Annotated in this window: 17 protein-coding genes; 12 read left to right on the top strand and 5 right to left on the bottom strand. The window is 68.9% G+C overall.

The annotated features are described in order from the left end of the window. Positions 1-20: 20 nt before the first annotated feature. Together ASE28_RS22745 and ASE28_RS22740 are read right to left on the bottom strand one after the other, a co-directional pair. Positions 21-848: a PhaM family polyhydroxyalkanoate granule multifunctional regulatory protein gene (locus ASE28_RS22745; RefSeq protein WP_057268575.1), complete on the bottom strand. Its 828-nt coding sequence runs from the start codon at positions 846-848 to the stop codon at positions 21-23. Between the two features lie 88 nt (positions 849-936). Further along, complete coding sequence (locus ASE28_RS22740) at positions 937-1,428, bottom strand: copper chaperone PCu(A)C (protein ID WP_057268574.1); 492 nt, start codon at positions 1,426-1,428, stop codon at positions 937-939. 223 nt (positions 1,429-1,651) lie between these two features. Here ASE28_RS22740 and ASE28_RS22735 point away from each other — a divergent pair, with 223 nt between their 5' ends. Next, on the top strand, positions 1,652-2,296 hold the full coding sequence (locus ASE28_RS22735) for a glutathione S-transferase (protein WP_057268573.1): 645 nt from the start codon (positions 1,652-1,654) through the stop codon (positions 2,294-2,296). Positions 2,297-2,335: 39 nt separating this feature from the next. Continuing rightward, positions 2,336-2,749 carry a VOC family protein gene (locus tag ASE28_RS22730; protein WP_057204134.1) on the top strand — a complete coding sequence of 138 codons (414 nt, stop codon included), beginning with the start codon at positions 2,336-2,338 and terminating at the stop codon, positions 2,747-2,749. 70 nt (positions 2,750-2,819) lie between these two features. Here ASE28_RS22730 and ASE28_RS22725 read toward each other — a convergent pair whose 3' ends face one another. Next, on the bottom strand, positions 2,820-3,368 hold the full coding sequence (locus ASE28_RS22725) for an Rrf2 family transcriptional regulator (RefSeq protein WP_057268572.1): 549 nt from the start codon (positions 3,366-3,368) through the stop codon (positions 2,820-2,822). A gap of 157 nt (positions 3,369-3,525) precedes the next feature. Here ASE28_RS22725 and nhaR point away from each other — a divergent pair, with 157 nt between their 5' ends. After that, positions 3,526-4,422 carry a transcriptional activator NhaR gene (gene nhaR, locus ASE28_RS22720; RefSeq protein ID WP_057268571.1) on the top strand — a complete coding sequence of 299 codons (897 nt, stop codon included), beginning with the start codon at positions 3,526-3,528 and terminating at the stop codon, positions 4,420-4,422. 34 nt (positions 4,423-4,456) lie between these two features. Here nhaR and ASE28_RS22715 read toward each other — a convergent pair whose 3' ends face one another. Both ASE28_RS22715 and ASE28_RS22710 read right to left on the bottom strand, forming a co-directional pair. Beyond that, positions 4,457-5,410 (bottom strand): sugar kinase, encoded by a 954-nt coding sequence (locus tag ASE28_RS22715; protein WP_082608203.1) that lies wholly within the window; start codon positions 5,408-5,410, stop codon positions 4,457-4,459. Then, a complete protein-coding gene (locus ASE28_RS22710) occupies positions 5,403-5,795 on the bottom strand; it encodes a RidA family protein (protein WP_057268570.1) in 393 nt (130 codons plus the stop codon). Before ASE28_RS22710 ends, ASE28_RS22715 begins: the two co-directional genes overlap by 8 nt. Positions 5,796-5,906: 111 nt before the next feature. Between ASE28_RS22710 and ASE28_RS22705 the strand changes: the two genes are divergently transcribed. The 9 genes from ASE28_RS22705 to ASE28_RS22665 all read left to right on the top strand — a co-directional run bounded on the left by ASE28_RS22705 (position 5,907) and on the right by ASE28_RS22665 (position 15,705). Further along, entirely contained in the window at positions 5,907-7,508 is a 1,602-nt protein-coding gene (locus ASE28_RS22705) for an ABC transporter substrate-binding protein (protein ID WP_057268569.1), read from the top strand. 24 nt (positions 7,509-7,532) lie between these two features. Next, the gene (locus ASE28_RS22700) at positions 7,533-8,480 is read left to right on the top strand and encodes an ABC transporter permease (RefSeq protein ID WP_057268568.1); all 948 of its coding nucleotides are present in this window, start codon (positions 7,533-7,535) and stop codon (positions 8,478-8,480) included. Between the two features lies 1 nt (position 8,481). After that, positions 8,482-9,351 (top strand): ABC transporter permease, encoded by an 870-nt coding sequence (locus tag ASE28_RS22695; RefSeq protein ID WP_057203979.1) that lies wholly within the window; start codon positions 8,482-8,484, stop codon positions 9,349-9,351. A gap of 61 nt (positions 9,352-9,412) precedes the next feature. After that, entirely contained in the window at positions 9,413-10,477 is a 1,065-nt protein-coding gene (locus ASE28_RS22690) for an ABC transporter ATP-binding protein (protein WP_057268567.1), read from the top strand. Continuing rightward, positions 10,474-11,466: an ABC transporter ATP-binding protein gene (locus tag ASE28_RS22685; protein WP_057268566.1), complete on the top strand. Its 993-nt coding sequence runs from the start codon at positions 10,474-10,476 to the stop codon at positions 11,464-11,466. Before ASE28_RS22690 ends, ASE28_RS22685 begins: the two co-directional genes overlap by 4 nt. Positions 11,467-11,510: 44 nt before the next feature. Next, on the top strand, positions 11,511-12,800 hold the full coding sequence (locus tag ASE28_RS22680) for an amino acid deaminase (protein ID WP_057268565.1): 1,290 nt from the start codon (positions 11,511-11,513) through the stop codon (positions 12,798-12,800). Between the two features lie 14 nt (positions 12,801-12,814). Further along, positions 12,815-13,777: a MurR/RpiR family transcriptional regulator gene (locus tag ASE28_RS22675; protein WP_057268564.1), complete on the top strand. Its 963-nt coding sequence runs from the start codon at positions 12,815-12,817 to the stop codon at positions 13,775-13,777. Continuing rightward, complete coding sequence (locus ASE28_RS22670) at positions 13,777-15,243, top strand: amidohydrolase family protein (RefSeq protein WP_057268563.1); 1,467 nt, start codon at positions 13,777-13,779, stop codon at positions 15,241-15,243. The genes ASE28_RS22675 and ASE28_RS22670 overlap by 1 nt, the downstream gene beginning before the upstream one ends. Before the next feature lie 99 nt (positions 15,244-15,342). Beyond that, positions 15,343-15,705 carry a hypothetical protein gene (locus ASE28_RS22665; RefSeq protein WP_057268561.1) on the top strand — a complete coding sequence of 121 codons (363 nt, stop codon included), beginning with the start codon at positions 15,343-15,345 and terminating at the stop codon, positions 15,703-15,705. Positions 15,706-15,817: the final 112 nt, after the last annotated feature.

The following is a 15,817-nucleotide window of genomic DNA, read 5'->3' as shown; positions in this document are numbered from 1 at the left end:
GCGGGACGCACAGGCCAGGGTCAGCCAGCGCTCTTGCGCGGCGCGCGCTTGGCGGCCGCAGCCGTTGCCTTCTTCGCGGCCGGCCGGGCCTTGGCTGCGGGCTTGGCCGCTGCCTTTTTGGCGGCGGGCTTGCGCTCGCCCGACATGCTCTTCATGCCCTTGGCGGCAAACTGGCTGGCCATGCCGGTGGCCGTCTTGATGGCCTCCTTGGCCAGGCCGGTAGCCATGTTCTTGGTGGTGTCGAGGGCGGTCTGCTTGGCCGCATCCTTCATGGCATTGGCGGCGATCTGCTGGAACTGGCCGGTGAGCGCGCCCCACCACTGCAGCGGGTCCACCACGGAGGCGTCCGGTGCCGAGGCCGCGGGCTTGCCCTTGCTGGCCTTGCCGGGCGCCTGCACCTCGGGCTCGGCCTGCACCTCAGGCTCTTCTTCCTTCGCGCGGCCGGTGACGCGGGCAGCCGCACCGGCGACGGCCCCGGCCGCACCACTCACCGTGTCAGCAGCCTTTTGCACGCCGCTCATCACCGTGTCGGCGGTCTTCAGTTTGAAGGCATTGGCCACGTCCCCCATGCTGAAGTTCATGCCTTTCAGGGTGGCCAGGGTCATCTTCTGCACCTCCAGCGCCTGGATGGTGGCGGCCAGCGCGCGGGAGTTCTGCTCCAGCCAGAATTGCACGGCCTTGAGTTCGTCGATTCGCTTGTCCAGTTCTTCGACGCTGATGGTCGGTGCCACCCAGTTCGAGAGGTTGGGCAGTTGCGGAATGCTGGTCGACGCACCCTTGGCCAGGCTCTGCAGAAAATCGAAACCGGGGACGAATTTGCCGAAACCAAAGTTGGATGTGTCGCTCATGGCTGCTCCGCAAGAAGGGGGTTGGAACCTGTCTTGACAGCTTACCCCAATGAGTGGCGGCTGGCGATGGCCTGCACAGGCCCCTGGCTCAGTGTTTGTGCCCATGCGCCGGGGCTGCCGCCCCAGGCTGCGCACCCGGCGCGCTGGCCGCCACGGGCACGGTCAGCTCGAGTTTGCTTTCCACGCCCTTGGCGTCCTTGAACGTCAGCGTGAGGGGCACGGTGCTGTCCTTGGCCAGGGGGGCCTTGAGGTCCAGCAGCATGACGTGAAAGCCACCGGGCTTGAGCTCCACGGCCTTGCCTGCGGGCAGATCGAGCACCGGTACGGCACGCATGCGCATCACGTCGCCATCGAGCTTCATCTCATGCACCTCGGTCACGCCAGCGGCGGGGGATGAAGCGCTGACCAGGCGCGCGCCCTGCGGTGCCGTGAGCTTCATGAAGGCACCGGTGCCCTTCTGGCCTGGCACGCTGGCGCGGGCCCAGGCGCCCTCGACCTTCACGTCGGAAACCTGGGCCAGCGCGGGGGCGGCCAGCAGGGTGCACAGGGTGAGGCCGGCGAGGGTGCGGGAGAAAATCATGCAAAAGGCTCCTGGAGAACGGTGGCGGCGCGGATGGCGGGGCCAGGGCGGCCGCTCCTGAGAATGGAAGGGATTGCGCAGCAAGCGCGTGCTCCCTCATTGTAGGGAGGGCCCCCTGGCACGCCGCCGCGCGTCATCTGCGCGACGCGCCCGGCCCCGGCCAGCCCCTAGCATGGCGGCTGGCGCACACCAATGGCCCCCAAGGCAATACAGGAGACACCCCATGCTCACACTCTGCGGCTTTTCGGCCAGCAACTACTACAACAAGGTCAAGCTCGCGCTGCTGGAAAAGGGCGTGCCCTTCGAGGAGGAACTGGCCTGGGTCGGCGAGACCGACCGCAGCGCCAGCCCGCTGGGCAAGGTGCCCTACCTGCGCACCCCGGGCGGCACGCTGTGCGAGTCGGCCGTGATCGCCGACTACATCGAGGCGGCCTACCCCGCGCATCCGCTGATCCCGGCTGATCCATTGGCCGCCGGCAAGGTGCGCGAGCTGGTCACTTTCATGGAACTGCACCTGGAGCTGGTGGCGCGCAACCTCTACCCGCAGGCCTTCTTCGGCGGAACGGTGAGCGAGGCCGCGCGCGAAAAAGTCGGCGCCCAACTGGCCAAGAATGTCGCGGCATTCGCCCAGCTCACGAAGTTCAGCCCCTTCATCGGCGGCGACACGTTCACGGCGGCAGACTGCGCGGCCATCGTGCACCTGCCCCTGGTGTCCTCGGCCACCAAGATCATCTACGGCCGCGACTTCCTGGCCGAGCTGCCGGTGCGTGAATACCTGGCCCGCATGAACGAGCGCCCCCATGTGGCGCGCGTGAATGCCGACCGCAAGACCAACACCGCCGAAATGCTCGCACGCCCGAAAGGCTGACGCTTCCAGGGGGCGCATGGCGGCTGCTATCCTGCGCCGATGCACAGCCTTTTCCACCTTGCCTTCAACGTCACCGACCTCGACGCAGCCCGCCGCTTCTACGGCGGCGTGCTGGGCTGCCGCGAAGGCCGCAGCACCGACACCTGGGTCGATTTCGACTTCTTTGGCCACCAGATCTCATTGCACCTGGGCACGCCGTTTGCCAGCGCCGCCACCGGGCATGTGGGCGAGCATCTGGTGCCCATGCCGCATTTCGGCGCCATCCTCGAATTGCCCGCATGGAAGGCCGTGGCCGAGCGGCTGCGCGCGGCCGGCACGCCCTTCGTGCTCGCGCCCCAGGTGCGCTTCGAGGGGGAGCCCGGCGAGCAGTGGACGATGTTCTTCCGCGACCCGAGCGGCAACCCGATCGAGATGAAGGGTTTCAAATCCATGGAGCAGGTGTACGCGGCCTGAGAGGCTTAGCCGACCCCTGCCCTGAAAAATCGGGCGCAGGGGGTGGCCACCCTCCCCCTGGCACGCCTCTTCAGCGCCGCTGCATCAGCGGCATGGTGCCCAGCGCGAACACCGAGTTGGGCACCCCCACCCCCGCCATGCGCGGCTTGGGCTTGCTCGTTGGTACGGCACGGGCACGCTGCTGCGGCTCGGCCGCATCCACCACCACGCCGCGCTCGATCTCCTGGGCCACCAGTTCCGCCAGGCTCACGGACTGCAGGTAGTCCATCACCCGGCTGTTGAAGGTGATCCACAGCTCGCCCGTCATGGCCGTCATCTGCGCGGCCTGGCCCTGGCCCAGCCCCTGGGTGTCATCACCCTTGAGGTTCTCCACCGCCAGGATGATCTCGGCCACGGACACCTGCTCCGCGCGGCGCGCCAGGGTGTAGCCGCCGCCTGGGCCGCGCGTGCTGTCCACCAGCCCGGCGCGCCGCAACGCGCTGAACAGCTGCTCCAGGTAGGACAGCGAGGTGCCCTGGCGTGCACTGATGGTCGACAGTGCCACAGGACGCATCTGCTGGCGCAGCGCGAGATCGGTCATGGCCGACACGGCAAGTTGCCCTCGGGTAGTGATACGCATCTTTGACTCCTTGTGAACGTTGTATGGCCAGGGTTCGGTGCCCGAAGGGGCGTTCCGCGATCTGTCCATGTACGTACTGTAGGGATCTTGACACTTCGCGTATATTCGATTTATTGAGTTTTTTACTTCGATTTTTGCGAAGTATCAAGGAGACGGCATGAACTTCAAACACCTGCGCTACTTCTGGACCACGGCCAAGGCGGGCGGCATCATGCGCGCTGGCGAGCAGCTCAACACCTCGCCGCAGACACTGTCGGGCCAGATCAAACAGCTGGAGGAGTGGCTGGGCCACGACCTGTTCAGGAAGCGCGGCCGGGGGCTGGAGCTGACCGCCGAGGGCCGGGTGGCTCTGGGCTATGCGGAACAGATCTTTACCCTCGGCGACGAGCTCGAAAAATCCATCCGCCTGGCACGCGGGCAGTCGCGCCCGATCACCTTCCGGGTGGGCGTGGCGGATTCGGTGGCCAAGTCGGTGGCTTACCACCTGCTGGAGCCGGCGATGGGCCTTGCCGAGCAGGTGCACATGACCTGCCACGAAGGCAAGTTCCCCGAGCTGGTGGCGCAGCTGAGCCTGAACCGGCTGGACCTGGTGCTGGCGGACGAGCCGGTCTCCAAGAAGATCGGCGTCAAGGCCTTCAACCACGGCCTGGGCACCAGCTCGATGAGCTTCTTTTGCGCGCCGGCCCTGCGCAGCCAGTTGCAAGGCCCGTTCCCCAAATGCCTGCATGGCGCGCCGATGCTGATCCAGGGGCCCATGTCCTCGGTGCGCCAGCAGCTCGACCACTGGTTCAACAAGCACCAGCTGCAGCCACGCCTGGTGGGGGAGTTCGACGACAGCGCGCTGATGAACGCCTTCGGGCGCGAGGGCCGCGGGGTGTTCACCTCGCCCACCGTGCTGGAGGAGGAGACCCAGGCCCAGTTCGGGGTGGAGGTGATCGGCCGTTCCACCGAACTGGTAGAGGAATTCTTCGCGATCTCGGTGGAGCGGCGCATCAGCCACCCCTGCGTGGCCGCCATCACCAGGGCGGCGCGGTCGGACCTTTTTGCGGCATGACCGGGGCAGGTGCCGATGGCCCTGCCCCGCCGGTTCACGCCATCGCTGCCTGCACCTGGTGCGCGTACGGCAGCGGCGCGACGGCGCCATAGCCCTGCACGGCCAGTGCGGCCGCCGCGTTGGCATAGCGCGCCGCCGCGAACACGTTGTCGCCCTGGGCCAGGCGGGCCAGCAGGTTGCCGCAGAAGCAATCGCCCGCGCCCGTGGCATCCACGGGATTAACGCGCAGGCCTGCGATCCGCTCACTGCGCTGGCCGTTGCTGGCCAGTGCCCCCTCGGCCCCGAGCTTGAGCACCACGGTGGCCGCGCCCCGGGCATGGCCCCAGTCGACGATGGCGTCCGGGTCGGACAGGCCCGTCAGGGCCTGCATGTCCTCCAGGCTGGGCAGGAAGATGTCGCACAGCGCCACGGCCTGCGCGATGCAGGCCTGGGCCCGCGCCAGCGGCCAGAGCTTGAGGCGCAGGTTGGAGTCGAAGGCCACCAGCGTGCCGGCCTCGCGCGCCAGGCGCATGGCCTCGAAGGCGGTGTCGCAGGCCTGGGGCGAGATGGCCAGCGAAATGCCCGACAGGTGCAGGATGCGCGCGGCCTGCAGCACGGCGGTGGGCTCGCCGGCCAGCCATTGCGGCGACATGCGGCTCGCGGCCGAGCCCGCTCGCAGGTAGCTGAACTCGTGCCCGGCATCCCCGTGCGAGACGAAGTAGATGCCCGTGGGGTGTTCGCCATCGCCCTGCACCGCACGGGTGTCCACCCCCTCGGTACGCCACAGCGCGGTGAGCGCCTGGCCAAAGCTGTCCTGCCCGATGCGCGTGAGGTAGGCCACGCGCGCGCCGGCCCGCGCCGCCGCGATGGCGGCATTGCTGGTATCGCCGCCAAAGCCGCGCAGGTACTGCGGCTGGCCGCGGTGGATCTGGTTGAACTCGACCATGGCCTCACCCAGCGCGGCCACGTCGAAGCTCCTGCCCTTGGAGGTGTTGGCGCGCTCAGACACGGGGCTTGTAGGCGGTGACGTCGATCTCGACCTTGGCGTCGATCATGAGGCGCGACTCGACGGTGGAGCGTGCGGGCCGGTGCTCGCCGAAGCACTCCATGTAGACGCGGTTGAAGCTGCCGAAATCGCGCGCATCGGCCAGCCAGACGCTGACCTTGGCCACGTCGGCCAAGGTGCAGTCGGCCAGCGCCAGGGCATCCTTGACGCGCTGGAACACCTGACGCGTCTGCGCCTCGATGCCGCCGACGATGACCTGGCCCTGGTCGTCCGTGGGCACCTGGCCCGAGACGAAGACGAAGTCGCCGGCGCGCGTGGCGGGCGACAGGGGCCGCGCCTGGCGGTCGGAGGCGATGGGGGACTGGCCCAGCAGTTCTACATGGCTCATGCAAGCTCCTTGTGTAATGAATTTACATAAATCATCGAAAAAAACCCGTTTGACTTTCACAAACGAGTCATCTACGATTAAAAATGTAATTTTATTACTTATGGAGCCACGATGCAATCCTCATCCATCCGTGATCGGTTGACGCTCGCAGTACCTGTGCAAACCGCACGGCGCCGTGTTCTTGGCCTGGCGGCAGCCACTGCCGCCATGGTCGTGGCCCTCGGCTCGGGCCTGCCGGCCCGGGCCGCCCCTGCCAAGGGGGGCGCCGCCAACCTGGCGATGGTCGGCGAGCCCCAAGGGCTGGACCCCATGGTCAGCACGGCCGACCTGGTCGGCACCATCATGCAGCACGTCTACGAGCCGCTGTACACCTTCGACGCGAACTGGGCCGTGGCGCCCATGCTGGCCGAAGGCCTGCCTGCCGTGTCCAAGGACGGGCTGACCTACACCATCGCCCTGCGCAAGGAAGTCAAGCTGCACAACGGGCGCGACCTGAACGCCGACGACGTGGTGGCCTCGCTGCAGCGCTGGATGGAGCTGTCGCCGCGCGGCAAGGCAGTGGCCAAGGAGGTGGCCTCGCTCACCGCCAAGGGCCCGCTGTCGGTGGAGCTCACGCTCAAGGCGCCCTATGCACCGCTGCTGGCCCAGCTGGCGTTGCCCAGCGGCATGGCCGCCATCATGGCCAAGGAAAGCATTGCGCCGCAACTCAAGGACTTCATCGGCACCGGCCCCTACAAGTTCAAGGAGCGCCGTCCCGACCAGTTCACGGTGCTGGTGCGCCACGACAGCTACAGCGCCCGCAAGGAGGCGCCGAGCGGCTATGCCGGCCGCCGCGAGGCCCTGCTCGACGAGCTGCGCTTCGTGCCCGTGCCCAATGCCAACACCCGCGTGGAAGGCGCCCTGTCGGGCCAGTTCCAGTACGCCGACCTGCTGCCCGTGGAAGCGGCCGGCCGCATCGACAAGGGCGCGCCGGCCGTGGTGCCCATCGTGACCAAGAACTTCGGCTTCCCCTACATCGTCTTCAACACCAAGGAAGGCGTGCTCGCCGCGCAACCGCTGCGCCGCGCGGTGCAGACCGCCGTGGGTTCGGGCGAGCTGCTGGCCGCAGGCTTTGGCGACAACCGCTTCTTCGTGGTGGAGCCCAACTTCTTCCCCAAGGGCACGCCCTACTACTCGGACGCGGGTGGCAAGCTGTACAACGAGCGCAACCCGCAGGCCGCCAAGGACCAGGCGGCCAAGGCCGGCTACAACGGCCAGCCGGTGCGCATCATGGCCAGCCGCCAGTACGAGTTCCACTACAACATGGCGCTGGTGATGGCCGAGCAGCTCAAGAAGGCAGGCTTCAAGACCGAGCTGCAGGTGGTGGACTGGGCCACCCTGGTGCAGCGGCGCAACGACGCCAAGCTGTGGGACGTGTACTTCACGCACTCGGGCCTGTTCCCCGAGCCCATGCTCTCGCCGCCGCAGCTCGGTGAAGGCGCACCGGGCTGGTGGGACTCGCCGGCCAAGAAGGCCACGCTCACGGCCTTCAACCAGGAGACCAACATCGCCAAACGCGGCCCGCTGTGGGGCGCCGTGCAGCAGGTGGTGTACGACGAAGTGCCCTTCATCGAGGTGGGCAAGTTCAACGGCCTCTCGGCGCGCTCGGCCAAGCTCGAGGGCTACACGCCGGCGATCTGGCCGTTCTTCTGGAACACGGGCCTGGCCAAGTAAGCCCACCGCACAAGGTTCGTTGCCATGCGTTTTCTGATGACCCGCCTAGGCGGTGCCCTGGTGGTGCTGGCCCTCGTCGCGGTGCTGGTGTTCGCGCTCACGCGCCTGGCCTCGGGCGACCCGGTGGCGCTGCTGCTGGGCGACCAGGCCACGGCCGAGGACATCGCCGCAGCGCGCGTGCAGTACGGGCTCGACAAGCCCCTGCCCACGCAGTTCGTGCTGTGGATCGGTGAGCTGCTGCAGGGCAACCTGGGGCAGTCGATCTTCCTGCAGCGCCCGGTGGCGCAGGCACTGCTCGAACGGGCCGAGCCTACGCTGTTCCTGGCGCTGTTCGCCGTGGGCATCGCCGCACTCATCGGCATCCCCTGCGGCATGGCCGCGGCCATCTGGCGCGGCAGCCCCGGTGACCAGGCGCTGAGCGGCGTGGCCATGCTCGGGGCCAGTGTGCCCAGCTTCTGGCTCGGGCTGATCCTGATCCAGCTGTTCGCGGTCAAGCTCGGCTGGTTCCCGGCCTCGGGCTATGGAAATCCGGAGTCGCCGCTTGCGGAAAGATTGACCCACCTGCTGTTGCCGGCGCTGGTGCTGGGCCTGCTGAACTCGGCACTGATCATCCGCTTCACGCGCGCTTCGATGCTCGACATCCTGGGCGAGGACTATGTGCGCACCGCGCGCGCCAAGGGCCTGGCCGAGGGCACGGTGATGGTCAAGCACGTGCTGCGCAATGCACTGGTGCCCATCGTCACGGTGCTGGGCCTCACGCTGGCGCTGATGATCGGCGGCACCGTGGTGACCGAGACCGTGTTCAACCTGCCCGGCGTGGGCAACCTGGTGGTGCGCGCCGTGCTGCGCCGCGACTACCCGGTGATCCAGGGCACGTTGCTGGTCATCGCGGCGATCTACGTGTTCATCAACCTGGCCATCGACTTCCTGTACACGCTGGTCGATCCGCGCATCCGGCTGGAGGGCCAATGACATGGTGCAACGCCTGATCCGCAATCTCACGGACTACTGGCTGCCGCTGGCGCGCCGGCTGTTCTCGCGCAAGGTGGTGCTGGCCTCGGCCATCCTGCTGGCGCTGGTGGTGGCCGTGGCCACCGTGTTCCCCTGGGTGTCGGACGCCGATCCCAATGCCATCTCGATCAGCGAGCGCCTGAACGCGCCCTCGGCCGCACACTGGGCCGGCACCGACGAACTGGGGCGCGACGTGATGCTGCGCATCGTGCATGGCGCGCGCTATTCGCTGCTGATCGGCGGGCTCACCGCAGCGGGTGCCGTGCTGTTCGGCACGCTGCTGGGCATGTTCGCGGGCTTCTTTCGGCGGCTGGACGCGCCGCTGATGCGCGTGGTGGACGCAATGATGTCCTTCCCCGACATCCTGCTGGGCATCGCCCTGGTGTCCATCCTGGGCGCCTCGCTGTGGAACGTGATGCTGGCGCTGGTGATCGTCTACACGCCGCGCGTGGCGCGGGTGGTGCGCGCCAGCACGCTGGTGCTGCGCGAGCTGCTGTTCGTGGACGCAGCACGCGCCCTGGGCGTGCGCACGCCGCTCATCTTGCTGCGGCACATCCTGCCCAATCTGGTCTCACCCATCCTGGTGCAGGTGACCTTCATCTTCGCCTACGCCATCCTGGCCGAGGCGGGCCTGTCCTTCCTGGGTGTGGGCGTGCCGCCGGACATCCCCACCTGGGGAACCATGATCGCGGGCAGCCTGGAATCGGCCGACCGTGCGTTCTGGACGATTCTCTACCCGGGCCTGGCCATCGTGCTCACCGCCCTGTCGCTGCAGATGCTGGGCGACGGCGTGCGCGACCTGCTCGACCCCAAGCTCAAGAAAGCCTCGTGAGCCCCGCTTTCGCCCCACCCACGCAAGCGCCCGCCCGAGGGCGCGCTACGAAGGTATCTCCATGACCACCCACACGGCTGCCATGGCCGCCCCGCGGCTCGAAGTGCAGGGCCTGTCCACCTCGTTCGCTACCGACGCCGGCCGTATCCAGAGCGTGGCCGATGTGTCCTTTGCCATCCACCCGGGCCAGACACTGGCGCTGGTCGGTGAATCGGGCTCGGGCAAGTCGGTCACCAGCCTCACGCTGATGGGCCTGCACGCCAAGACCTCGCAGGCGCAGGTGGACGGCCAGGCCTGGTTCACCCGGCGAGATGGCCGGCGCGTGGACCTGCTGGCCCTGCCCGAGGCCGAGCGCCGCGCGCTGCGCGGCAACGAGATGGCCATGGTCTTCCAGGAGCCCATGACCAGCCTGAACCCGGTGCTCACCGTGGGCGAGCAGATCGCCGAATCGGTGCGCCTGCACCTCAAGCTCGACCGGCGCGCCGCCATGGCCCACGCCCAGCGCATGCTGGAGCTGGTGGAGATACCGGCCGCGAAGCAGCGCGTGCACGAATACCCGCACCAGCTGTCGGGCGGCATGCGCCAGCGCGTGATGATTGCGCTGGCCATGGCATGCAGCCCGACGCTGCTGATCGCCGACGAGCCGACCACCGCCCTGGACGTGACCATCCAGGCGCAGATCCTGGCGCTCATGGGCCGGCTGCAGAAGGAGACGGGCATGAGCATGCTGTTCGTGACCCACAACCTGGGCGTGGTGGCGCAGTACGCCGATGCGGTGGCGGTGATGTATGCGGGGCGCATCGTCGAGTCGGCCCCCGTGCACGACCTGTTCGCACAGCCCGAGCACCCCTACACGCGCGGCCTGCTGGCCTGCCTGCCCGGCGTGGCCCGGCGCCATGCCGTGGCGGTGGCCGGGCAGCGCCCACGCCTGGTGGCCATACCGGGCCAGGTGTCGAGCCCACTCGCGCCGTCGCCGGGCTGTGCCTTCGCGCCGCGCTGCGAGCGCCGCATCGCGGCCTGCGATGCGCGCATGCCGGCCCTGTCCGACGAGGGCAGCGCAGGCGCCAGCCGCCGGGTGCGCTGCGTCCGCGTGAATGAGCAGACCACTGAAGAGGTGGCCGCATGAACGCCGCGTCCATGGCCCCGACCCCGGGCGACAACCTCATCGAAGTGCGCGGCCTGCGCAAGTATTTCGGCAGCGGCCCGCACCCGGTGCGCGCGGTGGACGATGTGAGCTTTGCCATCCGCCGCGGCGAGACGCTGGGCCTGGTGGGCGAATCAGGCTCGGGCAAGAGCACCATCGGCCGCCTGCTCACCCGCCTGGTGGACCCCACGGCGGGCCAGATGCTGTACAACGGCGAGGGCGCGAGTGGCCAGGACCTGGCCGCAATGAGCCAGGGCCAGTTCCGCCCGCTGCGCTCGAAGATCCAGATCATCTTCCAGGACCCGTACGCCAGCCTGAACCCGCGCATGCGCATCCGCGAGGTGCTGGGCGAGGCGCTGGATACGCACAAACAGGCGCGCGGTGCGGCCCGCCTGCCGCGCATTCACGAGCTGCTCACGCAGGTGGGCCTCAGGCCCGAGCATGCGGACCGCTTTCCGCACGAGTTCTCGGGCGGGCAGCGCCAGCGCATCGGCATTGCGCGCGCGCTGGCCGTGCAGCCGAACTTCATCGTGGCGGACGAGCCGCTGTCGGCACTCGACGTGTCGATCCAGGCCCAGGTGGTGAACCTGCTGGGCGACCTCAAGGAGCAGTTGGGCCTGACCTTGCTGTTCATCTCGCACGACCTCGATGTGGTGGAGTACCTGTGCGACCGCGTGGTGGTGCTCTACCTGGGCCGCGTGATGGAGATCGCGCCCACTTCCGCGCTGTATGCAAGCCCTGCGCATCCCTACACGCGCGCGCTGCTCGCGGCCGCCCCGATCCCCGACCCCGCGCAGCGGCGTACCATCCCCCTGCTGCAGGGCGACCTGCCCAGCCCCGCCAATCCGCCGTCCGGCTGCGTGTTCCGCACGCGCTGCCCGCACGCGGTAGCCGAATGTGCCAGCGCCGACATGGCCCTGCGCTCCGTGGGCGCGGACCATTGGAAGGCCTGCTGGCGCGACGACATCTGACCGGTGCAGCCCCTGGCTGCGCCCCAACCACATGACGAGACAACATGACCAACAACACCACTGACTTCACCCTGGACGCCACCTGCAAGAGCTATCCCATCGCTGCGGCGCCCTGCCGCGCCAGCGAGATCGGCGCGCGCGGCTGGAACGTACTGGCGGACGACCTGGCGTTTCCGCTCGCCGTGCTCAGCCGCACGGCACTGGCGCACAACCTGGCCTGGATGCAGGATTTCGCGCAGCGCAAGGGCATCGCCCTGGCGCCGCACGGCAAGACCACCATGTCGCCCCAGCTCTTCGCACAGCAGCTGGCGGCTGGTGCCTGGGGCCTGACCTTCGCCACGGCCTTCCAGGTCGCGGTGGGGGTGGAGGCCGGTGCGCGTAGCGTCATCATCGCCAACCAGGTGGTGTGCGATGCCGACCTGGACGCGCTCGATGCGCTGCTGGCGCGCCATGCGGATCTCACGGTGTGGTTCCTCGTGGATTCGCTGGCGCAGCTCACGCTGGTGGAGGCCTGGAAGCAGCGCCGTGGCAGTGCCCGCGTGTTCAACGTGCTGCTGGAGATGGGCATCCCCGGCCAGCGCACGGGCTGCCGCACGCTGGACGAGGCACTGGCGCTGGCGCGCGCGCTGGCGGCGTCGAAGGCCGTGCAGTTCGATGGCATCGAATGCTATGAGGGCGGCGTGGCGCGCTGCGACAACGAGCACGACGCCCGCGAAGTGACCGCCATGGTGCGCCGCGTGATGGACGTGGCACGGGCCTGCGACACCGAGCACCTGTTCGCACGGGACCGCATCCTGCTCACGGCCGGCGGCTCGGCCGTGTTCGACCTGGTGGTGCCGCTGCTGCAGGCCCAGGGCCTGTCGCGCCCGGTGGAGGGCGTGCTGCGCTCGGGCTGCTACGTGACGCACGACCACGGCAACTACGCGCGCTTTCTCAAGAACGTGGAGCAGCGCGAAGGGCTCGATGCCTCGCTGCGCCCGGCGCTCACGGTCTGGGCCATGGTGCAGTCCGTGCCCGAACCGGGCCTGGCCCTGCTGACCTGCGGGCGGCGCGACATTTCCTACGACCTTGAGATGCCCATCCCCGTGCAACTGGCGCGGCGCGGTGCGCGCATGGCAGCTGCCGTGCCCGCCGGCTGGAGCGTGAGCGCACTCAACGACCAGCATGCCTACCTGCGCTTCGACGCATCGGCCGGTGAAGGCAGCGCCCCGCGCGTGGGAGATCGCGTGGCGCTGGGCATTTCGCACCCCTGCACCACCTTCGACAAATGGCGCTGGATGCCGCTGGTGGAAGACGATGGCGCCGTCACGGGTGCCATCAGCACCCGGTTCTGAGGCCGGAGAAGCGCATGAACAGCAGCCTGCCTCCTTCGCCATCGTCCACCCTGCCGCCCAGCCCCACGCCCGGACTGCTGCAGCAGTTGCGCGAACGGCAGGACAGCCTGCCCGAAGCGCAGCGCAGCGTGGTGCGCGCCGTGCTTGAAGACCCGCGTGCCGCCGTGGCCGCCACGGTGGAGCAACTGGCACAGCAGGCAGGCGTGTCCATGCCGACCATCGTACGCACCTGCCGCAGCTTCGGCTACGACTCGGTGCGCGAATTCATGCTGGCGCTGGCGCAGGACCTGGCGGTCTCGGGCTCGTACCTGCACCGCAGCGTGCTGGCCGAAGACTCGGCGCAGGACGTCTCCAGCAAGATCATCCACGCGGCCGTCGCCTCGCTGACCGAGCTGGGCCGGCGCATCGACGTGGAGGTGATCGACCAGGTGGCCGCCAAGCTCGCCAAGGCGCGGCGCATCGATTGCTATTCGGTGGGTGCGGCGTCGACCTTCACGGCCAGCGAGCTGCAAAGCCGGCTGTTCCGCCTGGGCCTCACGGCGAATGCGATCTTCGATGCACACCAGCAGTTGGTATCCGCCAGCACGCTGGGCCCCGAGGGCGTGGCCTTTGTCGTCTCGCACGTGGGTCGCATGCCCTACACGGTGGAGGCGGCCCGCTTTGCGCGCTCGCAGGGCGCCACCGTGATCGCCCTCACGCAGCCAGGCACGCCGCTGGCGGAGACGGCCGACCTGGTGCTGGCCGTGTCGGTGCCGCAGGACGCAGTGATGCGCGTGGGCACCGAGGCCTACCTGGCGCACCTGGTGGTGATCGAGATCCTGATGGTGCGCCTGGCGCAGCAGCTGGGACCGGTAGCCACCCGCGGCCTGCAGCAGTTCAAGCAGCTTTTGCACAAACACGGATTCGACAGCGCCGAGTATTCGGGCGCCATGGACCCCGGCCCGGGCCTGCACAAGCCGGGCCAGAAAGACCACTGATGGCAGCAACGCAAGCGACCCTGCTGAAGAACGGAACCATCATCGACGGCACCGACCGCCCCGGATGGGTGGGCGACCTGCTGCTGGCGGGCGAGCGCATCGTGGCGCTGGCCGCACCCGGCGCCATCGACCCCGCCTTGTTCACCGGCATGGCAGTCGAGACCATCGACTGCACGGACCGCGTGATCGCGCCCGGTTTCATCGACGTGCACACGCACGACGATGCCGCCGCCATCGACGCCCCCGACATGCTGCCCAAGCTGTCGCAGGGCGTGACCACGGTGATCGTGGGCAACTGCGGCATCTCGCTGGCGCCCATGGTGACCGATGCGCCGGCGGCGCCGCTGTCACTGCTGGGCAAACACCAGTTCCGCCATGACACCATGGCCGCCTATGCGCGCGCCGTGGATGCCGCGCAGCCCGGCGTGAACGTGGCGGCCCTGCTGGGCCACACAGCCTTGCGCATGCGCCACCTGCCCGAGCTGGGCCGCGCGGCCACGGTCAGCGAGCGCGCCGCCATGGCGGCCGACATGCAGGAGGCCATGGACGCGGGCGCCTTGGGCCTGTCGTCCGGCGTGTTCTACAAGGAGGCCTATGCGGCCGACCTCACCGAGCTGACCGAGCTGGCCAGCGTGGCTGCGCGCAATGGCGGCGTCTACGCCACCCATATCCGCGATGAGCTCGCCGGCATTCTGCCGGCGCTGCAGGAGGCCGCGCTCACGGCTCGGCAGGCCGGCCTGCCGCTGGTGCTGTCGCACCACAAATGCGCCGGCGCCGCCAACTGGGGCCGCACGCGCGAGACGCTGCCGCTGATCGAGTCGCTGGCCCAGGGCCAGCCCATCAGCCTGGACGTGTACCCCTACACCGCCGGCTCGACGGTGCTGCGCACTGACCTGGTCGACGGCGTGATCGACATCCTGATCACCGGCAGCCAGCCGCACCCCGAGATGGTGGGCCGCTACCTCAAGGACATCGCGCGCGAGTGGGATGTGAGCGAGCAGGCGGCGTGCGACCGGCTGCAGCCCGGCGGCGCCTGCTACTTCCAGATGCGCGAGGACGATGTGGAGCGCGTGATTGCGCACCCGCTGGCCATGATCGGCTCGGATGGGCTGCCCCATGACGAGCGCCCGCACCCGCGGCTGTGGGGCGCGTTTCCACGCGTACTGGCTTGCTACTGGCGCGAAAAAGGCTTGCTGCGGCTGGAAGAGGCCATCCACAAGATGACCGGCCTGTCGGCCCGGCGCTTTCGCATCGGCGAGCGCGGGCGGCTCGCGGCCGGCTTCATGGCCGACGTGGTGGTGTTCGACCCGGCGCGTGTGCGCGATACCGCCAGCTACGAGCAACCCGTGCAGTTCAGCGAGGGCATCGAGCAGGTATGGGTGAACGGCGTGCTGAGCTATACCGCTGCCGGCCGGGCTACCGGCGCGCGCGCCGGGCGCTTCATTCGCCGGCAGGCAACGGCCTGACCCGGGCCGGCGGCCAGGAGGTGCCGGACGGCATCTCCTGGCCCCGCCCGACCCGCCTCGACTGAGAATTGGTTCTCAATAGTATGATGCGCATCCACCATGCGGATCTCGCGCCCCCTCCTCTGGCTCTTGCTGCTCACGCTGTGCCTGCACCTGACGGCAGGCATGGGCCTGCACGCCGCAGAGCACCTGGGGAGCCAGCGCGCGGCGGTAGCGCAGGCCTTGGCGTCCGACGAAGACAGCGAGGCTGGGCATCCCGGCAAGACCTCTGTCGAGGCCGGTGTGTGTGCCTGGTGCCTGGCCCACGCCCAGCAGGCGGCCGACCTGGCCACGGCCCCGCCCGTGCCCGACGCTGCGCAGGCCTGGGCCTGGGTACCGCCAGTGCGGGATGCAGTGGCCTTCATCCCGCACCCCGGCCATTGGCCGTTCGCGTCACGCGACCCTCCCGCCGCACAGGCCTGACCCTGCGCACTGCGTTGGGCTGAACGTCCCGTCCCCATCGACCTTTCGGCTGCGCCCGGCGCCTGCCGCAGGCCGGTGCATTTCTTCCTGGTCTGCGCCACCGCGCCACCGC

It is taken from the genome of Acidovorax sp. Root219 (assembly GCF_001428665.1).
Classification (GTDB): Bacteria; Pseudomonadota; Gammaproteobacteria; order Burkholderiales; family Burkholderiaceae_C; genus Acidovorax.
Note: the sequence above shows the minus strand (reverse complement) of the source record. Positions and strands in the feature narration are given on the sequence as shown.

Bases quoted from the DNA above. Each gene is read 5' to 3' on its own strand.
- nhaR (WP_057268571.1), top strand. From the start codon at position 3,526: ATGAACTTCAAACACCTGCGCTACTTCTGGACCACGGCCAAGGCGGGC.
- ASE28_RS22745 (WP_057268575.1), bottom strand. From the start codon at position 848: ATGAGCGACACATCCAACTTTGGTTTCGGCAAATTCGTCCCCGGTTTC.
- ASE28_RS22705 (WP_057268569.1), top strand. From the start codon at position 5,907: ATGCAATCCTCATCCATCCGTGATCGGTTGACGCTCGCAGTACCTGTG.
- ASE28_RS22670 (WP_057268563.1), top strand. From the start codon at position 13,777: ATGGCAGCAACGCAAGCGACCCTGCTGAAGAACGGAACCATCATCGAC.
- ASE28_RS22700 (WP_057268568.1), top strand. From the start codon at position 7,533: ATGCGTTTTCTGATGACCCGCCTAGGCGGTGCCCTGGTGGTGCTGGCC.
- ASE28_RS22735 (WP_057268573.1), top strand. From the start codon at position 1,652: ATGCTCACACTCTGCGGCTTTTCGGCCAGCAACTACTACAACAAGGTC.
- ASE28_RS22730 (WP_057204134.1), top strand. From the start codon at position 2,336: ATGCACAGCCTTTTCCACCTTGCCTTCAACGTCACCGACCTCGACGCA.
- ASE28_RS22725 (WP_057268572.1), bottom strand. From the start codon at position 3,368: ATGCGTATCACTACCCGAGGGCAACTTGCCGTGTCGGCCATGACCGAT.
- ASE28_RS22740 (WP_057268574.1), bottom strand. From the start codon at position 1,428: ATGATTTTCTCCCGCACCCTCGCCGGCCTCACCCTGTGCACCCTGCTG.
- ASE28_RS22710 (WP_057268570.1), bottom strand. From the start codon at position 5,795: ATGAGCCATGTAGAACTGCTGGGCCAGTCCCCCATCGCCTCCGACCGC.
- ASE28_RS22685 (WP_057268566.1), top strand. From the start codon at position 10,474: ATGAACGCCGCGTCCATGGCCCCGACCCCGGGCGACAACCTCATCGAA.
- ASE28_RS22675 (WP_057268564.1), top strand. From the start codon at position 12,815: ATGAACAGCAGCCTGCCTCCTTCGCCATCGTCCACCCTGCCGCCCAGC.
- ASE28_RS22690 (WP_057268567.1), top strand. From the start codon at position 9,413: ATGACCACCCACACGGCTGCCATGGCCGCCCCGCGGCTCGAAGTGCAG.
- ASE28_RS22680 (WP_057268565.1), top strand. From the start codon at position 11,511: ATGACCAACAACACCACTGACTTCACCCTGGACGCCACCTGCAAGAGC.
- ASE28_RS22665 (WP_057268561.1), top strand. From the start codon at position 15,343: ATGCGGATCTCGCGCCCCCTCCTCTGGCTCTTGCTGCTCACGCTGTGC.
- ASE28_RS22695 (WP_057203979.1), top strand. From the start codon at position 8,482: ATGGTGCAACGCCTGATCCGCAATCTCACGGACTACTGGCTGCCGCTG.